21 protein-coding genes and 2 pseudogenes are annotated in these 22,216 nt (G+C 73.3%); 13 read left to right on the top strand and 10 right to left on the bottom strand.

All coding sequences use genetic code 11. From position 1 onward, the window contains the following. Both ACTWQH_RS28880 and ACTWQH_RS28875 read right to left on the bottom strand, forming a co-directional pair. Positions 1-622, bottom strand: a pseudogene (locus ACTWQH_RS28880) (amidohydrolase); the annotation flags it as partial. Next, entirely contained in the window at positions 619-1,932 is a 1,314-nt protein-coding gene (locus ACTWQH_RS28875; protein ID WP_443289730.1) for a glutamine synthetase, read from the bottom strand. The gene ACTWQH_RS28875 and the pseudogene ACTWQH_RS28880, both read right to left, overlap by 4 nt. Positions 1,933-2,137: 205 nt before the next feature. Between ACTWQH_RS28875 and ACTWQH_RS28870 the strand changes: the two genes are divergently transcribed. The 4 genes from ACTWQH_RS28870 (at position 2,138) to ACTWQH_RS28855 (ending at position 5,721) form a co-directional block, all read left to right on the top strand. Then, the gene (locus ACTWQH_RS28870; RefSeq protein WP_443289729.1) at positions 2,138-2,473 is read left to right on the top strand and encodes a hypothetical protein; all 336 of its coding nucleotides are present in this window, start codon (positions 2,138-2,140) and stop codon (positions 2,471-2,473) included. After that, a complete protein-coding gene (locus ACTWQH_RS28865) occupies positions 2,470-2,907 on the top strand; it encodes a hypothetical protein (RefSeq protein ID WP_443289728.1) in 438 nt (145 codons plus the stop codon). The genes ACTWQH_RS28870 and ACTWQH_RS28865 overlap by 4 nt, the downstream gene beginning before the upstream one ends. Before the next feature lie 79 nt (positions 2,908-2,986). After that, positions 2,987-5,173 (top strand): protein kinase domain-containing protein, encoded by a 2,187-nt coding sequence (locus ACTWQH_RS28860; protein ID WP_443289727.1) that lies wholly within the window; start codon positions 2,987-2,989, stop codon positions 5,171-5,173. 17 nt (positions 5,174-5,190) lie between these two features. Beyond that, the gene (locus ACTWQH_RS28855; protein ID WP_443289726.1) at positions 5,191-5,721 is read left to right on the top strand and encodes an AAA family ATPase; all 531 of its coding nucleotides are present in this window, start codon (positions 5,191-5,193) and stop codon (positions 5,719-5,721) included. On the opposite strand, the gene ACTWQH_RS28850 is transcribed toward ACTWQH_RS28855, so the two are convergent. Further along, positions 5,702-6,595: a LysR family transcriptional regulator gene (locus ACTWQH_RS28850; protein ID WP_443289725.1), complete on the bottom strand. Its 894-nt coding sequence runs from the start codon at positions 6,593-6,595 to the stop codon at positions 5,702-5,704. The genes ACTWQH_RS28855 and ACTWQH_RS28850 overlap by 20 nt on opposite strands. A 158-nt stretch (positions 6,596-6,753) precedes the next feature. Here ACTWQH_RS28850 and ACTWQH_RS28845 point away from each other — a divergent pair, with 158 nt between their 5' ends. The 3 genes from ACTWQH_RS28845 to ACTWQH_RS28835 all read left to right on the top strand — a co-directional run bounded on the left by ACTWQH_RS28845 (position 6,754) and on the right by ACTWQH_RS28835 (position 9,524). Beyond that, entirely contained in the window at positions 6,754-7,641 is an 888-nt protein-coding gene (locus ACTWQH_RS28845) for an SDR family oxidoreductase (RefSeq protein WP_443289724.1), read from the top strand. 38 nt (positions 7,642-7,679) lie between these two features. Beyond that, positions 7,680-8,309, top strand: coding sequence for a histidine phosphatase family protein (locus tag ACTWQH_RS28840; protein WP_443289723.1), 630 nt, complete (start codon positions 7,680-7,682; stop codon positions 8,307-8,309). Positions 8,310-8,429: 120 nt separating this feature from the next. Continuing rightward, positions 8,430-9,524 (top strand): hypothetical protein, encoded by a 1,095-nt coding sequence (locus tag ACTWQH_RS28835; protein ID WP_443289722.1) that lies wholly within the window; start codon positions 8,430-8,432, stop codon positions 9,522-9,524. On the opposite strand, the gene ACTWQH_RS28830 is transcribed toward ACTWQH_RS28835, so the two are convergent. From ACTWQH_RS28830 to ACTWQH_RS28815, 4 genes and pseudogenes are all read right to left on the bottom strand, one after another. Then, positions 9,521-9,940, bottom strand: a complete 420-nt coding sequence (locus ACTWQH_RS28830) for a PIN domain nuclease (RefSeq protein ID WP_443289721.1) — start codon at positions 9,938-9,940, stop codon at positions 9,521-9,523. The two genes, ACTWQH_RS28835 and ACTWQH_RS28830, sit on opposite strands and share 4 nt — an antisense overlap. After that, positions 9,931-10,137 carry a type II toxin-antitoxin system VapB family antitoxin gene (locus tag ACTWQH_RS28825; protein WP_443289720.1) on the bottom strand — a complete coding sequence of 69 codons (207 nt, stop codon included), beginning with the start codon at positions 10,135-10,137 and terminating at the stop codon, positions 9,931-9,933. The genes ACTWQH_RS28830 and ACTWQH_RS28825 overlap by 10 nt, the downstream gene beginning before the upstream one ends. 280 nt (positions 10,138-10,417) lie before the next feature. Then, positions 10,418-10,786 (bottom strand): annotated as a pseudogene (locus ACTWQH_RS28820) (RNA-binding S4 domain-containing protein); the annotation flags it as partial. 73 nt (positions 10,787-10,859) lie between these two features. Beyond that, entirely contained in the window at positions 10,860-12,419 is a 1,560-nt protein-coding gene (locus ACTWQH_RS28815; protein WP_443289719.1) for an MDR family MFS transporter, read from the bottom strand. Between the two features lie 287 nt (positions 12,420-12,706). Here ACTWQH_RS28815 and ACTWQH_RS28810 point away from each other — a divergent pair, with 287 nt between their 5' ends. Next, positions 12,707-13,306, top strand: a complete 600-nt coding sequence (locus tag ACTWQH_RS28810) for a TetR/AcrR family transcriptional regulator (protein WP_443289718.1) — start codon at positions 12,707-12,709, stop codon at positions 13,304-13,306. Positions 13,307-13,498: 192 nt separating this feature from the next. Beyond that, the gene (locus tag ACTWQH_RS28805) at positions 13,499-14,401 is read left to right on the top strand and encodes a DUF4328 domain-containing protein (protein WP_443289717.1); all 903 of its coding nucleotides are present in this window, start codon (positions 13,499-13,501) and stop codon (positions 14,399-14,401) included. Position 14,402: 1 nt separating this feature from the next. Here the strand turns inward: ACTWQH_RS28805 and ACTWQH_RS28800 are convergent, their stop codons facing one another. Beyond that, a complete protein-coding gene (locus ACTWQH_RS28800) occupies positions 14,403-15,776 on the bottom strand; it encodes a hypothetical protein (protein WP_443289716.1) in 1,374 nt (457 codons plus the stop codon). 69 nt (positions 15,777-15,845) lie between these two features. On the opposite strand from ACTWQH_RS28800, the gene ACTWQH_RS28795 reads away from it, so the two are divergent. From ACTWQH_RS28795 to ACTWQH_RS28780, 4 genes are all read left to right on the top strand, one after another. Continuing rightward, entirely contained in the window at positions 15,846-16,778 is a 933-nt protein-coding gene (locus tag ACTWQH_RS28795; protein ID WP_443289715.1) for an NADP-dependent oxidoreductase, read from the top strand. A gap of 151 nt (positions 16,779-16,929) precedes the next feature. Next, positions 16,930-17,748 carry an ArsR/SmtB family transcription factor gene (locus ACTWQH_RS28790; protein ID WP_443289714.1) on the top strand — a complete coding sequence of 273 codons (819 nt, stop codon included), beginning with the start codon at positions 16,930-16,932 and terminating at the stop codon, positions 17,746-17,748. A 135-nt stretch (positions 17,749-17,883) separates the two neighbouring features. Continuing rightward, a complete protein-coding gene (locus ACTWQH_RS28785; protein ID WP_443289713.1) occupies positions 17,884-20,004 on the top strand; it encodes a prolyl oligopeptidase family serine peptidase in 2,121 nt (706 codons plus the stop codon). 82 nt (positions 20,005-20,086) lie between these two features. Next, entirely contained in the window at positions 20,087-20,290 is a 204-nt protein-coding gene (locus tag ACTWQH_RS28780) for a hypothetical protein (RefSeq protein ID WP_443289712.1), read from the top strand. A gap of 15 nt (positions 20,291-20,305) precedes the next feature. On the opposite strand, the gene ACTWQH_RS28775 is transcribed toward ACTWQH_RS28780, so the two are convergent. Beyond that, entirely contained in the window at positions 20,306-21,010 is a 705-nt protein-coding gene (locus tag ACTWQH_RS28775; protein WP_443289711.1) for a response regulator, read from the bottom strand. Beyond that, positions 21,007-22,176, bottom strand: a complete 1,170-nt coding sequence (locus ACTWQH_RS28770) for a sensor histidine kinase (protein ID WP_443289710.1) — start codon at positions 22,174-22,176, stop codon at positions 21,007-21,009. The genes ACTWQH_RS28775 and ACTWQH_RS28770 overlap by 4 nt, the downstream gene beginning before the upstream one ends. Between the last annotated feature and the right edge of the window lie 40 nt (positions 22,177-22,216).

Raw genomic sequence — 22,216 nt, 5'->3', positions numbered from 1 at the left:
GGGTGTGGGCGGCCGGGGGTACGGGGGCGGAGCCCCCGTCTTGAGAGCTCCGCCGCCGCAGCCACCGCCACGCCGCGCCCCGCACCTCCGCTTCGCTCGGCGGGCGCGGATCGAGATCGAGCCCATAGCGGTACGCCGCGACCGACTTGAACGCCACGGCGCTCTCCGCCGCCTCCGCGATCTCCGCATCCAGCCGAGCGACGAACGCCTCCGAGTCGTCACCAACCTGATCCGCGACGCGCTCCGCCAGCCACTCCAGCCGGACCACCTCCCGCACCACCCCCGGGAAGTCCCACGCCCCACCCACCCCCGTGTCGACCAGAAACTCCCCGATCCCGCTGGCCCGCAGCATCCGCCGCGTCACCTCCCCCGCCCCCAAATCTCCGCGCCGCGCGAGGTACTGCTCCGCCGGGCAGTGCGGCTCCAGCCCCAGCACCGGCCCGCACCAGCGGCGTACCGCGAAGCCGAGCTGCGTGTCGAAGTAGCTCGTGCCGGGCGCGGCCGGCACGTCCGCCTCGGTCAGGAACGCCTCGAACGCCTCCGCGCCACCCGGCCCCTCCCGCACCACCCCATGGCAGTGGTGGTCCACCAGCGGCGGCAGCGGCGGGAACCCCGCGCTCAAAACCGCCCCCGCGTCGCCGCCGCGATCTCCTCCGGCGTCGCGCCCTCGAACAGCTCGATCTCGGCCCGCCGCACCGCCTCGATCGCCCCGAACATCGGCTCCCCGAGCGCCCGCCGCAGCACCGACGACTCACGGAAGTGCCCCAACGCCTCCCCCAGCGACGTCGGCAGGCGCGGCCGCCCGCCCGCGCCCTCCGCCTCCGCCGGGTCCCCGGCCACCGCCGCCGGCAGCCGCAGCCCCTCCTCCATCCCGGCCAGCCCGGCCGCGATGACCGCGCCGACCACCACGTACGGGTTGGCGGCCCCGTCGAAGCACTTCACCTCGGCGTTCGCCGCTCCCGGCTCGTCCGGCTCCCCGGGCACGAAACGCAGCGCCGCCTCCCGGTTCTCCACGCCCCAGCACTGGAAGACCCCGGCCCAGTGGGAGGGCTTGAGCCGCAGGTAGCTGGCTGGCGAGGGCGCGCCGATCGCCAGCAGCGCGGGCAGTTCGCGCAGCACGCCCGCCAGGAACGCCTCGCACTCCCCCGTCATGCCCTGCGGGCCGTTCCCGCCCCGGCACAGGTTCTTCTCGCCGCGCCACAGGCTCAGGTGCAGGTGCCGCCCGCTGCCGACCCCGGCCGGGTCGGCCACGGGCCCGAACCACGCCGCCAGCCCGTGGCGCCCGGACACCGCCCGGATCGTCTCGCGCACCAGCACCGCGCCGTCGGCGGCGGCGACCGGGTCGGCGGGGGCGGTGGAGACCTCGAACTGGCCCGGGGAGTACTCGGGATGGAGCTGGAGCACCTCCACGCGCTGCGCGGCCAGCGCCTCGGTCAGGCTGGCGAGGTAGTGGGAGAGCTCGACGACGCGGACCATGCCGTAGGCGGGGCCGAGCGTGGGATAGCGGGGGGCGGTCGCCTCGTCGCCCGCGCGCACCACGATCCACTCGGTCTCGAAGCCCATGCGCGGGGACATGCCGAACTCCCGCCGGGCCCGCTCGGCCTGGCGGCGGGCGAAGAGCCGCTGGCATGCGGCGTACGGCCGGCCGTCCTGCTCGTACCGGTCGACCGGCGCCCAGGCCCAGCCGGGCTGCCCGGCCAGGGCGGTGAGCCGGGCCAGGTCGGGCTTGAGGCGAAGGTCGCCGTCGGGCCCGCCGATGTGGGGGCTGGTCGTCATCGAGTCGTCGACGAGGTAGACGTCGAAGACCGGAGACATCCCTACGCCGCGGCGGGCGGCGTGCGCCAGCCGCGCCACGGGCACGGTCTTCACGCGCGTGATCCCGGCGGTGTCCACCCAGGTGAGCGCGACGGCCCGCACCCCCGCCGCGCGCATCACCCCTTCCACGCCTTCCGCGCCTTCCGCGTCCTCCGCGTCCTCCGCGTCCTCCGCGTCCCGCACATCCTCCATGGGCTCCATGGGCTCCATGCGCGCCCACCCTGCCCGCCCCCGCCGCCGGGCGCAACCGGGCGCAACCGGGACGAGCGGCGCTTGAGCGGGGCATTTGCCAGCGGCCCCGCCAGGTCGGTATAACTACGGTATGACTACTCCGCGCCGTGCCGCCCGCACCGCTCGTGCCGCCAAGATCGCGATCAGCCTGCCGCACGAGCAGCTCCAGTACCTCAAGGCCGCCGAGGAGGCCGGGCGCGGCAGCGTGTCCGGGCACATCCAGCGGCTCATCCAGCGGGAGCGGGAGGCCGCCGACATCGAGCAGACGCTGCGGCGGCTCTTCGGCGACGAGCCGCGCCCCGGCGCGGAGCACGAGGCGTGGGCCAGGCGCGCCCTCGGCATCGACGGGCCGGTCAAGCCGGGCGACCCGAACGGCCCGAGCGGCCCGAACGAACTGTCAGACGGCGGCGGTAACGTCGCCGCGTGACACAGACCCCCGACGACGCCCCTGACGACCCTGCCAGCATCGGCGGCCGCATCCTCGACACCACCGCCCTCGTCACCGCCGCGCGCGGCGACCTGTCCATGCAGGCGCTGTTCAAGCTCGCCCACCAGCACGTCATCCCCCTCCTCGCCCCCGCCACCTGCGTCGCCGACGCCGCCGCCGAGCTCCACCCCCAGGGCCGCGACGCGCTGACCGCGATACTCCGCTTCCCGCTCGTCACCCTCGCCGCCCTCGAGGAGCCGCAGGCCGTCGGCTCCGGCATCCTCCGCTCCGCCCACCGCCCGTCCCCCACCACCGCCGGCCACGTCGCCTACCTCGCCGCCGCCCGCCAGTGGCCGGTCATCACGGCGGCCCCCGAACCTCTGCGCAGGCTCTATCCGGACATCGAGGTGCAGACGCTGCCGCAGCGGCAGTAAGTTCGGTCAAGGCTCGGTCCAAGTCCCGGTCCAAGTCCCGGTCCACGCGACCGCACTCAGCCGAGGGGGAGAGGGAAGAGTGTTGCGCCCCGGAGACAAGGTCGCCGATCGGTACGCCCTGGTGAGAACCGTCGGCAAGGGACGAGGCGGGCAGGTCTGGCTGGCCCACGACGAGTTCCTGGGACAGGACGTGGCGCTCAAGCCCGTCCCGATCGAAGGCGACCGAGGAGACCGCGAGGCCATCATCCGGCGCCTGCGGGCCGAGCCGCGCGCCCTGGCGAAGTTCCGCGACCACCCGCACGTCGTGACGCTGCACGACATCGTGGAGAGCGACATCTTCTGGCTGGTGATGGAGTACGTGCCGGGCGGCGGCCTGGACGGGCGGCTGCGGTTCCCGGTGCAGGCGGCGCGCGTCGGGATGCAGATCGCCGACGCGCTGGTGGCGTTGCACGCGGCCGGCATCGTGCACTGCGACATCAAGCCCGCCAACATCGGCGTCACCGAGCAGGGAAAGGCCAAGCTGCTCGACTTCGGCGCCGTGCACCGGTACGGCTCCAGCCAGACGGTCTCGGTCAACGGCCGGCTCAGCTACACCCCGGCGTACGCCGCTCCCGAGCTCATCCGGGGAACGCCGCTGCCCGCCTCGGACATCTTCTGCCTGGGCAGGACGCTCCACGCGCTCGTCACCGGCGAGCCGGGGCGAAGGACCACGGATCCGGGGGGTGTCCCAGACGCCCGGCTGGCGTATCTCAGGGCCCGGCGGGGCGCCGCCGACGTGGACGCCGAGGCGGTCGGGCCCCTGCACCTCGCCCTCACCGCGATGCTCCAGCCCGACCCGGCCGACCGCCCCGACGCCGCCGAGGCCAGGCGCCTGCTGCACGACCTCGTCGAGCCCTCGGACTCCGAGGGGTCCTCCCCTCCCCCGCCTCCCCCGCCTCCCCCGCCATACCTCCCGCCGCCCGCGCGGCGGCGGGGTCCATGGGTGGCGCTGGCGGTGGCGGTGACGGTCGCGACCCTGGCCGGAATCGGGGCGTACGGGCTCGACCTCGGGCCGTTCGCCGACTCCGTCTCTGCCGAGGCCAGCGACGGCGACCCGGGCGAGGGCGATCCCGGGACGTCACCCCCCACCGAGGGGACCGACCCCGACCCGGGGCGCCGGCTCACCGAGTCCCCCCGGGCGTTCGACCCAGCCGCCGCCCACACGATCCCCGTCGAGTCGGACACCGACCTCGACGCGGGGGCCGAGCACCCCGTCGCCCTCCACGACCAGACCTTGTGGATCACGGACGACGAGGGCGTCTCGGCGGTGGACGTGGTCACCGGCGAAAGGATCGACCGCATCGAGCCGAGTGATCCGCCGCTGTACGAGAACGGCCCCGACACGCGCCACCTGTACGCCCCGGAGCTGGTGGACCTCAACGGCCGCACCGCCGCCATCGCCACCATCCCCGTCGAACCCAACCCGGGCGAGAAGGCCATCGAGGTGATCGCGGCGAACGCGGACACCGCCGAGTTCCTGTGGCGCCAGACCATCACCCTCGATCCGACCCCGGAGGGCCGGCTCGGAGCCAGCGTGTGGACCGGCGCCTTCGACGGCATGGCGCCGATCCAGTGGACCTTGGACGGCCACCTGGGAGGGACCATCGTGGTCGATCTGGAGGACCCCCGGATGCTGTGGTCCCGCGCCGACTTCCAGGTGACGGACGGCTACGGCGGAACCCTCGTCGGCTTCGCCAACGACCCCGACGACCCCACGCGGGTCCGGGTCCGCGGCGTGCGCCTGACCGACGGCGAAGACCTGTGGAGCACCGAACCGTCCAACGGCCCTGGCACCAACTCCACCGGCGGCCCGTGGGTCAGGACCAGGACGGACGCGGGAACCCACCTGCTGGAGATCGCCACGGGCGACCCCGCCTTCGACGGCCAGATCGACGTGAGCAGCGACATGGAATGCCCGTTCAACGAGGACACCACCGTCGTCGTCTGCGCGTCCGAGTGGGACGGCCGTGCGTGGGCGCTGGATGCGGAGACCGGGGAACTGCTGTGGCAGCGGGACTCCGGGGAATGGGAGGGGGAGCTCACCGCCGCCTACGGCAATCTGCGGTACGTCGCCCGCGACGACGGCGCGCCGGTCGCCGTGGACGCGCGCACCGGCGAGGTGGTCGCCCCCCACACCGGCGTCGCCCCCGACCGGGTCAGCCCCTACGCCGGACTGGTCTTCACCGACGCGGGGATCGAAGTCCACCTCACCACGGCGCTGAGGTGACGAGGAATGGTGACCGCGTGATCGTCTGGCTGAACGGAACCTTCGGCGCGGGCAAGACCACCACCGCCCGCGAACTCACCTCCCTGCTCCCGGAGTCGAGGATCTTCGACACCGAGTACGTCGGCTACATGCTCCGCCTGCCCCTCGAGGGCTCCGTCCCCGTCAAGGACTTCCAGGACTGGCGCCCCTGGCGTCCCCTGGTGGTCGAGACAGCCCGCCAACTCCTCAACTACGTGCGCGGCACGCTCGTCATCCCGCAGACCGTGCTCGTGCAGCGCTACTGGTCGGAGATCCACACCGGCCTGTCCGACGCGGGCCTGACCGTCCACCACTTCGTGCTCCACACCGACCGCGACACCCTCGCCCGCCGCATAGAGGCCGACGCCGACGAGCCGGCCGCCGCCGAGTGGCGCCTCGCCCACCTCGACACCTACGACGAATCCCTCTCCTGGCTCAGCCAGCAGGGCCAGCTCATCGACACCACCCACACCCCGCCGCCCGCCGTCGCCCGCACCATCGCGCGGCGCCTCAACGTGGACCCGTCCTGACGGGTGGGGTGAGGTGCGCCCCGTCCGAGGCGCGGAACGCCGCCACCAGGCGGTTGCGCTCGCCGGCGCGGGTCGCCAGCACCACGTGGCTCGGCGATACGCCCTCCAGCGGGACGGTGGTGACGTCCGGTCGGAGGCGGTCGGCGCGCAGCCCGGCCGAGACGATGGCCACGGCCTGCCCGTCGGCGACGACCTCGAACTTGTCCTCGACGGCGTCGATGACGGGCCCGTCGGGTGCCGGGCGCCCGTCGGGCCGGGGGTCGATGCGCCAGAAGGCGTCCCAGTCGGGGGCGGAGGGCATGCGCGGCAGCGGCTCGTCGGCGATGTCGTCGAGGGTGACGGACTCCTTGCCCGCCAGGCGATGGTCGACGGGCACCAGCAGCAGGCGCGGCTCGTCGTACAGGACGGTGACGTGCAGCTTGTCGGTGGGAAAGGGCAGCCGGGCCACGGCCACGTCCACGCGGTGATCGAGCAGCGCGGCGCGCGGCTCGCTCCAGGCCAGGTGGAGGGTGTGCACGTCGGCGTCCGGGTGCCGGCGACGCAGCTCGCGCACGGCCGGGGTGACGATCAGCCCCGAGGTGTACCCGATGGTGATCCGGCGAGGCTCGGCGGCGGCGCGGGCGTGCGCGGCGGCCTGGGCGGCGTTACGCAGCAACGCCCTGGCGCGCGGCAGGAACACCTCCCCGGCCTCGGTGAGGCGGCTGCCCTGCGGGGTGCGGTCCAGCAGGCGTGCGCCGAGCTGCTGCTCCAGGCGGCGCACCTGGCGGCTGAGGGACGGCTGGGTGACGTGCAGCGCCTCGGCGGCCCGGCCGAAGTGGCCGTGCTCGGCGACGACCGTGAAGTACCGCACCAGCCGCAGGTCGAGGTCCGCCATGCCATCGAGCCTAACGCGGCGTTGAGGTGCGGTGATGCCTGAAGCGTATTTCCCGATGCGAAACAGGCTTTGGACGCGGGCCCCTTCCCGTCCGAAGGATGGAAACACGCTTCCCCCGACCTCCCCCACTTTCCCTGCTTCACCGAAGGAGTCCACCCATGCGTGTCTTCGTCACCGGCGCAACCGGCTTCATCGGCTCAGCCGTCGTCCGCGAGCTCATCGACACCGGGCATCAGGTCGTGGGCCTGGCCCGCTCCGACGAGGCCGCGGCCTCGCTGACGGCCGCCGGGGTCGGCGTTCACCGCGGCTCGCTCGACGACCTGGACAGCCTACGCGCCGGAGCCGCCGCGTCGGACGGCGTCATCCACCTCGCGTACATCCACGACTTCGCCAACATCACCGCCTCGGGCGAGGTGGACCGGCGGGCCGTCGAGGCGTTCGGCGACGCCCTGGCCGGCTCCGGCAGGCCGCTCGTGATCGCCTCCGGGACCCTCGCGGTCGCGCGGGGCGGCCCGGCTACGGAGGACGACCCGCTCGACCCGTCCTCGCACCGGACCCCGGCGGAGAACGCCGCGATCGCGCAGGCGGAGCGCGGGGTGGGGTCCTCGGCCGTCCGTCTCCCCCCGACCGTGCACGGCCGGGGCGACCATGGCTTCGTCCCGGCCCTGATCGGCATCGCACGCGACAGGGGCGTCTCGGCGTACATCGGCGACGGCACCAACCGCTGGCCCGCCGTCCACCGCCTCGACGCGGCCCGCCTCTTCCGCCGGGCCGTGGAGTCGGCCCCCGCCGGGACCCGCCTCCACGGCGTCGCCGAGGAGGGCATCCCCTTCCGCGACATCGCCACCGCGATCGGCCGCCACCTGAACCTGCCGGTGGCCGGCGTATCCCCCGAGGAGGCCGACGCCCACTTCGGCTGGATGGCCGCCTTCGCCTCGCTCGACCGCCCGACGTCGAGCGAGCAGACCCGGAAGCTGCTGGAGTGGCAGCCGGAGCATCCCGCGCTCCTCGCGGACCTCGCCGAGGGCCACTACGTCAGCGCCTGAGCGCCCAGGCCGCGCCAGAACTCTGTAGCTTCTGTCCCATGCGCAGCATCTACGCCATCACCCACCCCGAGGCGACGCATCACGTCGAGCGCGTGGTCGGCGGCTGGCACGATTCCCACCTCACGCCCGCAGGCAGGCGCGCGGCGGCCGCCATCGCCCAGGCCCTGCGGGCCGCGATCCCCGACGGCGCCGAGGTGGAGCTGATCTCCTCGGACCTGCAACGCACCCAGCAGACGGCCGAAGCGGTGGCCGACCTGTTCGGCGTGAAGCCGGTCCTGGATCGCAGGCTGCGCGAGAAGTCCTACGGGGAGGCGGAGGGCAGGCCGCAGGAGTGGCTGGACCAGCGGTTCATCCCGCCACCGGCCGCCGGAGACCGGATGGGCCACGACGAGGGCGTCCCGGGCGCCGAGACCAGGGCGGACGTCGCGCGGCGCGTCTACGCCGCCATGGACGAGATCCTGGCGCGCCCGTGCGAGCACCAGATCGTCGTGACGCACGGCTTCGCCCTGACGTTCGTCGTGGCCGCCTGGATCGGGATGCCCTTCGAGTCGCTGGGGCACGTCGCGTTCCCGGTGCGTTCCGGGAGCATCACCGTGCTGCGCGAGGACGACTTCTTCCACAACCGCGGGGTCGTCAGCCTCGGCGACAGGCGCCACCTCGCCTCCTGACCTCGCCGTGGCTGGGCCACCGGTGCGGCAACCGGATCGCGTGGCTCAGCGCCTGGGCAGCCACGAAGATCGGGGGCGAATCCCTCGCCCTTGTCCACGAATGCCTGAGAGAGTACGACGATGGACGCGATTCCTGACGCCAGCGCTCTGGCCGTCCGGGACGCTAGGGCCGCCGCCGCGCGGTGGGTGCGTGAACGGGCCGCGCTCGCGCCGGACTTCGCCGGGGCGTACTTCTCCGGGTCGACGATCTGGCGGGAGGAGGACGCCGAGCTGGCGGCCTCCTCCGACGTCGATGTCGTGGTGATGACCACGCGCGACGAAGCGCCGCTCAAGCCGGGGAAGTTCCGGTGGGACGGCGTGCTGGTCGAGGCCACGTACCAGAGCTGGCAGCGGCTGCCCTCGCCCGAGGCCGTGCTGGGCGACTACCACCTCGCGGGCTGCTTCCGGTCCGAGGCGCCGGCGCCCGTCGCGGACCCCAGCGGCGGGCTGACGGCGTTGCGCGAGGCCGTCGCGCCGCGCTTCGCCCGCCCGGAGTGGGTGCGTGCCCGCGTCGCGCACGCCGAGCGGCGGGTGGCGGACGGCATGGCCGCCGTGCCGGAGAACGCCGCCGCGGGGATGGCGTTTCACGCGCAGGTGATGTGCTGGCTCTTCCCCGGCACGGTCACCACGCACGTGCTGCTCTCCGCCGGTCTGCGCAACCCCACCATCCGGCTGCGCTTCCCGGCCGCCCGCGAGCTGCTCGCCGAGCGCGGGATCGCGCTGGACCCGGCGTACGAGGAGCTGCTCGGGCTGCTGGGCTGCGCCGGGATGAGCCGGGCCCGCGTCGAGGGGCATCTGGCCGCGCTCACGCGCGCGTTCGACCAGACGGCCCGGGTGCTGCGCGTGCCCTCACCCTTCTTCTTCGCCTCCGACATCTCGCCGGAGGCGCGGCCCATCGCGATCGACGGGAGCCTGGCGTTGATCGAACGGGGCCTGCACCGGGAGGCGGTCTTCTGGATCGCCGCGACCTTCACCCGCTGCCTCGCCATCCTCGACCGCGACGCGCCGCCGGAGGTGGCGGCCCGGCACATGCCGGCGTTCGCGGAGCTGACGGACGAGCTGGGCATCGGCACGCCGGAAGCGCTCGCCGAGCGCGCCCGCGAGGTGGCGGCGTACCTGCCGCGCCTGCGCGCCACGGCCGAGGCGGTCATGGTGGCCAACTCCGGCATCAGCTAGTCGGCTGTTCCAGCCGGTACCACCCACCGCGTCGGCTGGTCGGTCACTTCGGCGATCAGATCGAAGTCACCGTCGTAGTGCACGACGGTGAGCCCGTGCCGCTCCGCAGTGGCGGCTATGAGCAAATCGGGGATGGACAGCGCTCGGTGCCGCCCCTTGTGCGCCAGGAGATTCTGAACCTCGATGGCACGACTCACGACCTCGTCCGTGGTGGGAAACCACTCGAAGGCCCGCCTCCGTTGTTGTACGAGATCATGCTCGTCGCCACTCCGAACGCTGTACAGCATCTGCAGGTCGATGATTCCGGTGGTGCCCACCAGACCACGAACCAGCATGTTCTGCAGTGCGTCGCGCACGGCTGGCTTGTCCGCGCGCGCCCATGCGCTCTTGTCAACGAGGTATTGCGCTACTGCCATGCCCCCGCCATCACGTCTGGGTCCCGCAGGTCGGGAAGCGCACCCGATGCGAGCTCGTCGAGGTGGCGCAGCTGCGTCTCCAACGCGACAACCCGCCGCAGTGCCTCGTTGACCGTGGCTCTTTTGGTGGTCGTGCCCAGTATGTCCGCCGCCTGGGCGAGCAGCTCATCATCCAGATCGACCTGGGTGGCAGTCACGGCAACCTCCCTGATGTATGCCAAAAGACCACTCCAGCATACGCCATACCGGGCGATGGGCATCCATCCTCGGCTTGTATCTATGGACTAGGCCAATGACCACCAAGGCATGCCCACGCATGGCATAGCCGTCCACCCTGGGTTCTGGGCGACCTGAAGGCGGCGGTGCCCGTTACGCGGGTGACGTGAGCCTGCCGCGGGGACGGGGAGGGGTCCCGGGCCGAACACGCGTGGGACGGGCTGTTCGGCTGGGAGCGGTAGCCCTCAACGCCGGATCGTTCTAACGCTGCCCCCGCAGGCGTTCCATCTCGCGGCGGTCGCGCTTCGTGGGGCGGCCCGCGCCCCGGTCGCGGATGCCGGCCGGGGCCACGGCCTCGCGGGGCGGGGGCGGCGGGCTGTTGTCGACGTAGCACTCGGCGGCGACCGGGGCGCCCACGCGCTTGCGCACGATCCGCTTGACGATCACGATGCGCTCGCGCCCGGCGTGGCGCAGCCGGACCTCGTCGTCGGGCTTCACGAGGTGCGCGGGCTTGACGCGGTCACCGTTGACGCGGACGTGGCCGCCCCGGCAGGCGGTCGCGGCCAGCGAGCGCGTCTTGGTCAGGCGGACCGACCAGATCCAGACGTCCACCCGGACCGACTCCGACGTTGCGGGCGTTTCCCCAGTCACACCACAGACTCTGCCACGGGAAGGGACCGGGAGGCGACGTCAGGAGGCGACGTCACGAGGCGACGGGAGCGGTTGGGCGCTTCCCGGCCGCCTCGGCCGCCCCGGTCGGCGCCCCTGCGTCCGGCTTCGGCGCGGACCCGCGCAGCGGCACCTCGCGCACGAAGAGCGCCGCCACGAACGCCGCCACCGCGACCACCGCGCCGAGCAGAAACGCCGCCTGCGTGCCGGACGACACGGCGTACTGGTACGCCTCCCGCGCCGGCGCCGGCAGCGCCGCCATCGCGTCGGCCGTGAGCTGCGCCGAGTCCTGCACCGACCCGGAGCCCGCCCCGGCGCCCCGCGCCGCCATCTCGTCCTGCACCCGGCTGGTGAAGAGCGCGCCCATCACGGCCACACCGAAGGACGACCCCATGGTGCGGAAGAGCGTGGTCGTGGAGGAGGCCACGCCCATGTCCTTCATCTCCACGCTGTTCTGCGCGACCAGCATCGTGATCTGCATCAGGAAGCCCATGCCCGCGCCGAACAGCGCCATGTAGATGCCGGAGGTCAGGCGGGAGGTCCCGGTGTCCATCTGCGCCAGCAGGACCATGCCGACCACCATCAGCGCGCCGCCGACGATGGGGAACGCCCTGTAGCGGCCGGTGCGCGTGGTGTACCGGCCGGCGACGAGCGAGATGCCCATGAACGCCAGCAGCATCGGCAACAGCAGCACGCCGGAGTTGGTGGCCGAGGCACCCTGCACCGCCTGCTGGAAGAGCGGCAGGTAGAGCATGGCGCCGAACATCACGAAGCCGAGGACGAAGCCGATCAGCGACATGAGGGAGAAGTTGCGGTTGCGGAAGATGTGCAGCGGCACCACCGGCTCGACGGTGCCGTCGCGCTCCGCCCGCCACTCGGCGTAGAGGAACGCCACGAGTGCCGCGACGCCGACCGCGCCGAGGCCGATGATCATGGCCGAGCCCCAGTCGTACTCCGTGCCGCCCCAGGTGGTGAGCAGCACGATCGCGGTGATGCCGACGGTGAGCAGGCCGGCGCCGAGGTAGTCGATGCCGGAGGTGCGCCGCTCACGCTTCGGCAGGTGCAGCACGGCGGTGACCATGGCGAGGGCGATCCCGCCGAGCGGGATGTTGATGTAGAAGGTCCAGCGCCAGCCCCAGTGGTCGGTGATGAAGCCGCCCACCGAAGGGCCGCCGATCATCGCGATCGCCATGGTGGCGGCGATCATGCCCTGGTAGCGGCCGCGTTCCCGGGGCGGGATCAGGTCGCCGATGATCGCCATCACGCCGACCATCAGGCCGCCCGCGCCCAGGCCCTGCAACGCGCGGAAGCCGATGAGCTGGCCCATGTCCTGGGCGACGCCGGAGAGCGCGGAGCCGAGCAGGAAGATCACTATCGAGGTGAGGAACGCGCCCTTGCGGCCGTAGAGGTCGCCGACCTTGCCCCAGATGGGGGTGGAGGCGGCGGTGGCGAGGGTGTAGGCGGTGACGACCCAGGAGAGGTGCTCGACGCCGCCGAGCTCGCCGACGATGGTGGGCATCGCGGTGCCGATGATCATGTTGTCGAGCATCGCGAGCATGATCGCGATCAGCAGCGCGCTCAGGACCAGGCGCACGCTGCGCGGCTGGTCCTCCTCCGGCGCCTGCGGTTGCTGTGTTTGCGGTTGCGGTTGCGGTTGCTGCGGTTGCTGCGGTTCGCGGGGCTGAGGCTGGGGCTCAGCATCGGACACGGACACGGACACGCCTTCTCTCCGGAGACCTACGACCCGAGACTTACTTGCCGACCGGCTAGTGAGTACCCTGGAGACCGTAGGTGCTCACTAGCCGGTCGTCAAGTAAGTAGTTGGTCAACGGTGGGTAGGTCAGAATTCAAGGGACCGCCAGCGGAACCTCGGGGAGCCAGATGAACAGCACGCGCCAGCAGAAGCGCCGGTCGGACACGCGTCGGTCCGACACCCGGCAGCGCATCCAGGACATCGCCCTGGAGCTGTTCGCCGAGCAGGGATACGAGAAGACCTCGCTGCGCGAGATCGCCGAGCGGCTGGAGGTCACCAAGGCCGCGCTCTACTACCACTTCAAGACCAAGGAGGACATCCTCATCAGCCTCGCCCGGGACCGCACCCGCGCCCTGGACGAGCTGATCGAGTGGGCCGAGCAGCAGCCCCCGGGGCCGGAGACCGCGACGGAGATCCTGCGCCGCTACAGCGATGCGCTGGACGACGCGGCCCCGCTCTTCCGCTTCCTGCACGAGAACCAGGCGGCCGTGCGCGAGCTGCGCGTCACCGTCAACATCAAGGAGCGGTCCCTGGCGCTGGTCAACCTGCTCGCGCCCAAGAGCGCCACGGTCACCGACCAGGTGCGCTGCCTGAGCGCGCTGTTCACGCTCAACACGCGGGCGTTCGCCTTGGTCCAGCTGCCGGGCGGCGTGGAGGAGAAGCGCGAGGCGGCTCTCACGGTCGCGATCGAGCTGGTCACGGCGGCCCACGCGGACGCGGAACTGTGACAGTGCGGTGACGAAGCCTCCCATTCGCCGCTGGTAAGTTCGCGGCCCGACGCATGGTCGGATGAGTGGGATCAGCTGAGGGATGAGGAGGGCCGTCCGATGAGCGACCCGTGCTGGAGCTGCCGACAGCGGCCAGCGGTCTTGCCGGACGGGCGCTGCGAGACGTGTGGCAACGCACCACGGCCGGATGCGATGCCGACCCAGACCGCGCCCGTTCCGCCGGCCGGGCCTCCGCAGGCGGGGCAGCCGGGGCAGCCGGGCGCGTACCCGGCGTATCCCCAGGGGCCGTCGCCGTATCCGCAGCCTCCCCAGCCTCCCCAGCATCCTCACTACCCGCACTACCCGCAGTACCCGCAGGGGCCGGGCGGCGGGTCGAACGCCATGCTGCCCGCGCAGTTCAGCAGCCCGCGCGGGCTCGCGACCGCGGTAACGGCGCTGCTGGGCGTGTGCATCGGCCTGTGGGCCCTCGGCGTGATCGCCGACTCGCGCATGATGAACGTCCTCAACGGCGTCGAGGACGGCGACTTCAGCGCCATCGAGGACTACGACGACGCCAACGACTTCTACTCCGGCGTCGGCGTGCTCCAGCTTCTCGGCCTGATCGCCACCGGGGTCGTCTTCATCATCTGGTTCCACCGGACCCGGGTGAACGCCGAGGTCTTCGACCCGGCCGGGCAGCGCATGAAGCGCGGCTGGTCGATCGGCGCGTGGTTCACGCCCATCGTCAGCCTGTGGTTCCCGAAGATGATCGCCAACGACATCTGGCGCTCCAGCACGCCGTGGGGCGCGAACCCCGGGCGGGGGCTGCTCAACGCCTGGTGGGTGCTGTGGATCGCCAGCATGGCGACCAGCGTGCTGGCCGGGGCGTTCAACACGGGCGACGAGGTCCTGGACACGCAGGAGGAGCTGGACGAGGCGCAGCGGCAGGTCAGCATGACCACGCTCAGCGATCTGGTGGGGATCGCGGCGGCGATTCTCGCGCTGCTGGTGGTGCGCAGGCTGACGCAGCGGCAGCTCGTCAAGTACGACCAGGGGCCGCAGGGCGTGCCGCCGGCGCCCGCGCCGTATGGCGGCATGCCGCCGTACGGCGGCTGACCTACGCCCCCGTGCGGCCCGTCAGGATCTCGGCGCGGCTGCGCCAGGCCGTCGTGATCAGGTCGTGGCGGAGCTCCGCGCCGCCGCCCGTGTGGTGGCAGACCCAGTCCAGCTCCTCGCGCAGCGTCGTGCCGAAGACCCCCGGGTCGTCGCAGGACACCACCACCGGCAGACCGGCCTCCAGGAAGCGGTGCACGGGGTGGTGCGCCGGGTCCTCGATGCCGCCGATGCGGCGGTTGGAGGTCGGGCACACCTCCACGACCGCGCCCGTGGCGCGCACCCGGGCCATGGCGTACCGCTGGCGGCGGCGTACCTCCTCAAGGCGTGCCTCGTCGTAGTCGTGGACCACGACCAGCCCCTCATCCGGCCCCTCCTCCAGTCGCGCCAGCTCCGCCCGCAGCGCCGCCTCGTCGACGAGGACGCCCGCCGCCCGCAGCCCGGCCGCGTGCGCCAGGTCGTACGCGATCTGGTCCCGGCGCTCCGCCGCCGGCTCTTCGCGCTGGTGAACGCCGAAGACCGCGGGATCGACGCCCAGCGCGATCGCGTGCCCCAGCCGGTCGGCGCCCAGCTCGGCCGCCTCCTGCACCCACCTCACCGCGCTCTCCAGGCTCTTGTCGCGGAAGCTCTCCCCGACGTGGTAGAGGATGGCCAGCGCATGCTCGGGGTGGGCGGCGTTGAAGTCCCTCACGGCGGCGAACAGATCGGCCTTGTCCTTGGGAGGGAAGCCCTCCTCGAAGAAGCAGAAGTCGACGCCGACGAGCGCCGCGCCGTGCGGCCCGAGGGCGAGCTCCCGCACCCGCTCCCACCAGGGCCACGGGTCGGCGCGCGGGAGGGAGACGGCCAGGCGCTCGGCGAGGCGTTCGTCGCCGTGGTGGAACGCCGCGAGCACCGTGTCGAGCGCGTGCCGGTCGGCGGGGGCGGCGGGGTCGGGGCCGAGCATGACGCGGATCTCGGCGTGGGTGATGCCCTGCCGCAGGTGGTCGGCGCGTATCCCGGCGGCGAAGCCCGTCACCTCGGCCTCGATCTCGGCGAGGGAGGGCGTGTCGTCGTCGAGGGCGGAGCCCGCGCCCAGCAGGTTCATCTTCGCCTGGAAGCGGTCGAAGTTCCCGGCGTCGGCGTCGGTGAAGAGGAACAGCCGCTCGAACTCCCCGGCGACGTCGTGCCCTTCGCGGTAGCGCTCGACGATCCCCCGGGTCGGCGGCACGGCGCCGTACGCGGCGGCCGCCTCGGCCTCGTACCACTCCCAGCGCACGCGCCCGGGGCCGCGCCGCGCGAGGTGGTCGAGCAGGGCCGGGGGGCGGATGCAGCCGTAGAGGTGGAGGTGAAGTTCGGCGAGGCCAGGATGGCCGGGGGAGCCAGGAGAGCCGGGAGACATGCGCCGAGCCTGCCGCCCACCGGCCGCGTGCGACAAGCGTTTTTGGTGTCGGCGGGGCAGGATGGGCGTATGCGCGGCGTCATGTACCACCGCTACGGCGGCCCCGAGGTGCTGGAGTACGGCGAGCTGCCCGAGCCCCGCGTGGGCCCGGACTCGGTGCTGGTGCGGGTCGCGGCGGCGGGCGTCAATCCGGTGGACTTCAAGGCGCGGTCCGGGCTGCTCGACGGGATGCTGGACGCGGTCTTCCCGGTGGTGCCCGGCTGGGACGTGGCCGGGACGGTGGTGCGGCTCGGCGCGGACACGCCCGAATTCCGCCTCGGCGACGAGGTCATGGGCTACGTGCGCAAGGACGTGCTCGGCGGCGGGAGCTGCGCGGAGTTCATCGCGGCGCCGGTGCGGACGCTGGCGCTGCGGCCGGCCGCGCTCGGCCCGGAGGAGGCGGCGGGGCTGCCACTGGCCGGGCTGACGGCGTACCAGGCGCTGGTCAAGGCGTTGCGGGTGGCGCGGGGCGAGACCGTGCTGATCCACGCGGCGGCGGGGGGCGTCGGCACGATGGCGGTGCAGATCGCGCACAACCTGGGCGCCCGCGTCATCGGGACGGCGAGCCTGCGGAATCACGAGCTGCTGCGTTCGCTGGGGGCCGAGCCGGTGGAGTACGGGGAGGGGCTGGTGGAGCGGGTGCGGGAGGTGGCGCCGGGCGGGGTGGACATGGTGCTCGACCTGGTCGGCGGGGAGGCGCTGCGGCTGACGCCGCGGGTGATGGCGGACGAGGAGAGCGGGCGTTTCGTGTCGATCGTGGACCCGGCGGCGAACGAGCTGGGCGGCCGGTGGATGTGGGTGCGGCCGGACGCGGCGGACCTGCGCGAGCTGGGCCGTCTGGCGGAGGCGGGCGCGCTGCGCGTGGAGGTCGCGGCGACGTTCCCGCTGGAGCGGACGGCGGAGGCGCACGCGCTGATCGCCGGCGGCCACACGGCGGGCAAGATCATCGTCACGGTGCCGTAGCCGGGCGCCGTGCCGTAGCCCGGGTGCCGTGCCCTGCCTCGCCCTGCCCTCGCGATTGACGTGCAGCCGTTTGGCTGCCTATTCTCGATCGCAGAGACAGGCAGCCAAACGGCTGCACGTCTGCGCACATTGGCCGAGGCATGGGCGAGGCATGGACGAGGTGTTCAAGGCGCTCGCCGACCCCAGTCGGCGGCGGCTGCTGGACGGGCTGAACGCCCGCAACGGGCAGAGCCTGCGCGAGCTGTGCGCGGGGCTCGACATGGCCCGGCAGTCCGTCAGCAAGCACCTGGCCGTGCTGGAGGCGGCCGGCCTGATCACCACGGTGCGACGCGGCCGCGAGAAGCTGCACTACCTCAACGCCGCCCCGATCAACGCCATCGCCGAGCGCTGGATCAAGCAGTACGACCGCGAGCGGGCCCGCGCACTCGCCGACCTGAAGACGGCATTGGAGCAACTGCCCATGAGCACCACCGACACCGCCCACACCGCCAGCAACGCGACCGCGTTCGTCTACACCACCTACATCAGGACCTCGCCGGAACGCCTCTGGCAGGCGTTGACCGATCCCGCCTTCACCCGCCGCTACTGGGGGGTCACCCTCGAGTCCGACTGGCGGCCGGGATCCCCCATGGTCTGGGAGCAGGAGGGCGTGAGGATCGCCGACCCCGAGCAGGTCGTGCTGGAGGCCGAGCCCGGCCGCAGGCTGTCCTACACCTGGCACACCTTCACCCGCGAGTTCGTCGAGGCGTTCAAGCTGGGCGAGGAGATCCTCGCCAGGGCGAGCGCCGAGCCCCGCTCGAAGGTGACCTTCGAGATCGAGCCGGTGGGCGAGGGGATGGTCAAACTCACCGTCGTCCACGACGGCTTCGAGCCCGGCAGCGTCGTCCTGGAGGGCATCAGCGGCGGCTGGCCCGCCATCCTCGCCAGCCTCAAGTCCCTCCTGGAGACCGGCGAACCCCTGGCGCTCTAGGGCACCGCCGTCCGGCTAGACTCTCCTCACACCTCTTCTCTTCTTCTCTCCGCTTCGCGCGGATTACACGGACCCTCAACCCCACCGGGTTGAGGGTCTTTCTCATGCCCGCAAGCCGCATCGAAAGGGACCCCTGTGCCGACCGACCTCCCCCGGCAGTTCGCCCGCACCCGGCGTTTCGCGCTCGGCGAGCCCTCCACCGTCACCGTCTCGCCGGACGGCGCCACCCTCTACTTCCTGCGCAGCCGCGCCGGGGACGACCCCGTCTCCTGCCTGTGGGCGTACGACCGCGCCAGCGGCGAGGAGCTGCTGCTGGTGGACCCGCTGCCGCTGCTGGGCGGCGTGGACGAGCAGCTGCCGCCGGAGGAGCGGGTCCGGCGCGAGCGCGCCCGCGAGGTCTCGTCCGGGGTCGTGGCGTACGCCGCCGACCGGGAGTGTGCGCTGGTGGCGTTCGCGCTCTCGGGCGGGCTGTGGACGGTCCGGCCCGGCGACGGGGCCGGCGACGGGGCCGTGCGGCGCCTGGCCGGGGCCGCCGGGCCGGTGGCCGATCCGCGGCCGTCGCCGACCGGGGGGCACGTGGCGTACCTCAGCGGGGGCGCCCTGCGCGTCATCGCCGCCGACGGCACCGGTGACCGGGCCGTTGCGGTGCCCGACGGGCCCGAGGTCACCTTCGGCGCGGCCGAGCACGTCGCCGCCGAGTCCATGGACCGGCACCGCGGCTACTGGTGGGCGCCGGACGGGCGGCGCCTCCTCGTCGCCCGCGTCGACAACACGCCCGTGCAGCGCTGGTACATCGCCGACCCGGCCGACCCCTCCCGCCCGCCGACGGCCGTCCGCTACCCGGCCGCCGGGACCGCCAACGCCGCCGTCAGCCTGTGGATCGCGGATCTCGCCGACCCCGCGGGGAGCCTGACGCCCGTGGACTGGGACGCGGCGGCGTTCGAGTACCTGACGCGCGCGGAGTGGGATGCCAGCGGCCCGTACGCCGCCGTGCAGAGCCGCGACCAGCGCCACCTGCGCGTCCTCGCGATCGACCCGGCGACCGGCGCCACCTCGCCGCTCGCCGATCAGCGGGACGACGCCTGGGTGCGGCTCGTCCCGGGCCTGCCCGCGCGCACCGCCTCCGGCACGCTCCTCACCAGCGCCGACGACGACGCCGAGGACACCTGCCGCCTCCTCGCCGACGGCCATCCCGTCACCCCGCCCGGCCTCCAGCTCGAGGCGGTCGTGGCCGTGGACGGCGACACGGTCCTGCTCGCCGCCTCGGACGAGCCCACCGAGACCCACCTGTGGGCGTACGACCCGGCCGCCGGGCTACGGCGGCTGACCAGCGAGCCGGGCGTGCACCACGGCACCCGCCGCGCCGGCATCACCGTCGTCGCCTCGCGCAGCCCGCACCGCGACGGCACGCGCACCACCGTCCTGGGCGGCGGCGAGACCGGCGATACAGAGAGCGGCGAGATCGCCTCCCACGCCGAAACGCCGGTCCTCACCCCGCGCATGGAGCTCCTCCGCCTCGGCCCGCGCGCCCTGCGCGCCGCCCTCTTCCTGCCCACCTCGCACGACCCCACCCGCCCCCTGCCCGTGCTGATGGACCCCTACGGCGGCCCCGCCCTGCGCAAGGTGACCGCCGCGCGGGCCTGGTGGGCGTACGTCTCGCAGTGGTTCGCCGAGCAGGGCTTCGCCGTCCTGGCCGTGGACGGCCGCGGCACGCCGGGCCGGGGACCCGCCTGGGAGCGGGCCATCCACCTCGACGTCGCTGGCCCGGTGCTGGAGGACCAGGTGACCGGCCTGGCCGAGGCCGCCGCCCGCTTCCCCGGGCTGCTCGACCTGGACCGGGTCGCCATACGCGGCTGGTCCTTCGGCGGCTACCTTGCCGCGCTCGCCGTGCTGCGCCGCCCGGACGTCTTCCACGCCGGCATCGCGGGCGCGCCCGTCACCGACCACCGGCTGTACGACACGCACTGGCGCGAACGCCACCTGGGCCACCCCGACGAGCACCCGGAGGCCTACGACCGCTGCTCCCTGACCGGCGACGCCGCCGCGCTCCGGCGCCCGCTCCTCCTCATCCACGGCCTGGCCGACGACAACGTCCTCGCCGCCCACTCCCTCCGCCTCTCCGCCGCCCTCCTGGCCGCCGGCCGCCCCCACGAGGTGCTGCCGCTGCCCCGCACCACCCACCTCCCCACCGACGAGCGCGTGGCGGCGAACGTCCTCCACCACCAGCTCGACTTCCTGCGGAGGGCGTTGCCTTAGGCGGCACCGGGGACGAAGACCGGGCGTCACCCATTCGGATGACGGTGGGCGGAGTGGCAACGCCACCACCCACCGCTCGGCAATGCTGCTTCCGGCCCGGAAGGAGGGGCACCATCACGGCTATGACAGAGCAGCGGACCGCACCGTGCGGCGATCGGAACACCGAGATCGCGCGGCGGGGCGCTACCGCGACACGCACACGGCGGCCTTCGGCGAAGACGTGCGGCTTCCGGCGCCGGTGGATCTGACGCTCGACACGACCGTCCTGAAGACCGGCGCGTTCTGAACGTTCTGAACCCTGTCAGTCCCGGGGGGCGCCGGGCGGGTCCGCCCGCACCAGGCCGGTCTGGTAGGCGATGACGACCAGCTGGGCCCGGTCGCGGGCGCCCAGCTTGGTCATGGCGCGGTGGACGTGGGAGCGGACCGTGAAGGGGCTGAGGAACATCCGCTCGGCGATGTCCTGGTTGGACAGGCCGGTCGCAGCCAGGGCGACCATTTCGCGTTCGCGGGCGGTGAGGGACGCCAGCCGCTGCGGCGGCGAGGTGAGGGTGTCGTCGCTGTGGTCGGGCGTCGCCAGGAAGCGGGCGACCAGGGCGCGGGTCGCGGCCGGGGACAGCAGCGTCTCGCCGCTCGCCACCGTGCGCACCGCGGCCAGCAGGTCGCCCGCGGCGATGCCCTTGCCGACGAAGCCGCTGGCGCCGGCGCGCAGCGCCCCCGCCACGTACTCGTCGATCTCGAACGTCGTCAGGATCAGGATGCGGGTGGCGTTCAGCTCCTGGTCCGCGCAGATCTGGGCCGTGGCGGCGATGCCGTCCAGCTCCGGCATGCGGATGTCCATGATCACCACGCTGGGGCGCAGCTCGCGGGTGAGCTCGACCGCCTGGCGGCCGTTGGTGGCCTCGCCGACCACCGTGATGTCGTCGGCGGCGTCCAGGAGCGCGGCGAACGCCTCGCGCAGCAGGGCCTGGTCGTCGGCGAGGAGGACGGAGATGGTGCTGTCGGTCACGGCGCGCTCCCCCGATCCACGCTCCTGACGCGGCGCGGCGGCAGCGGCAGCTCCGAGGTCACGAGGAAGCCGCCGCCCGGCCGCCGCCCCGCGGTCATCTGGCCGCTGGCCGCCGCCACCCGCTCCCGCATGCCGATCAGGCCGTACCCGCCGCCGTGGGGGTGGTCGGGCACGGACTCCGCGTCCGCGGGCCGCCCGTCGTCGGCGACGGTGATCGTCAGCCGGTCGCGGTCGTACGCCAGGCCCACCCGGGCGGCGCCCGTCGCGGCGTGCTTGGTGACGTTCGTCAGCGCCTCCTGGATGACGCGGTACGCCGTGAGGTCGGCGCCCGGCGACAGCGGGCGCGGCGTTCCCTCCTGGTGGACCGCGACGCTCAGTCCCGCGCGTTCGAACGACGCCACCAGCTCCGGGAGCTCCGCCAGCCCGGGAGCGGGCACCATCGGCGTCGACGACTCCCCGTCCCCGGTACGGCGCAACACCCCGACCGTGGCACGCAGTTCGTCGAGCGCGTCGCTGGTGGTCTCCGACAGCTTGCCCAGCGACTCGCGCGCCCGCTCGGGCTGGGAGTCGAACAGGTGGACGGCGACCTGCGCCTGCGCGTTGGCCAGGGTGATGTGGTGGGCGACGATGTCGTGCAGATCGCGGGCGATGCGCAGCCGCTCCTCCGCGACGCGGCGACGCGCCTCGCTCTCCCGGCTCTCCTCGGCCCGCTGCGCGCGCTCCTCCACGGCCGCCAGGTAGGCCCGCCGGTCGGTCAGCGAACGGGCCAGCGCGCAGGCCAGCAGCGGGAACGCCACCGACCCGGACTCGCCACCCTCGCTCCAGTTCCCCTCCTCAAGCAGCAGGCTGGAGGCGGCGAGCAGGACCGAGGACACCGCCATGATCACGTTGGTCTGGCGTCGCTCGGGGCGCGTCCCGATCGTGTAGGCAGCGATCATGACGGGGGCCAGCAGCAGCGGGGAGAGGAACAGGCCGAGCGGCGGTCCGAGCACGCCGCAGGCCACGGTCACGGCGACGCCGGTGCGCGGGGCGCGGTGCCGTACCAGCAGCGCCACGAGGGACACGGCGGCGAGCACGTACGCGGCGAGCGACGGTGGTTGGTTCTGGCTCTCGGGCCGGATCGTCGTGCCGTACATGTACACCAGCAGCCCGGCCGTGAGGGTCACCGTCTCCCGCCACCGGGCGCGCCCCGGCCGCGGCGCGGGG

This window comes from Streptomyces sp. 6N223, assembly GCF_052246635.1.
Lineage (GTDB): Bacteria > Actinomycetota > Actinomycetes > Streptomycetales > Streptomycetaceae > Streptomyces.
Note: the sequence above shows the minus strand (reverse complement) of the source record. Positions and strands in the feature narration are given on the sequence as shown.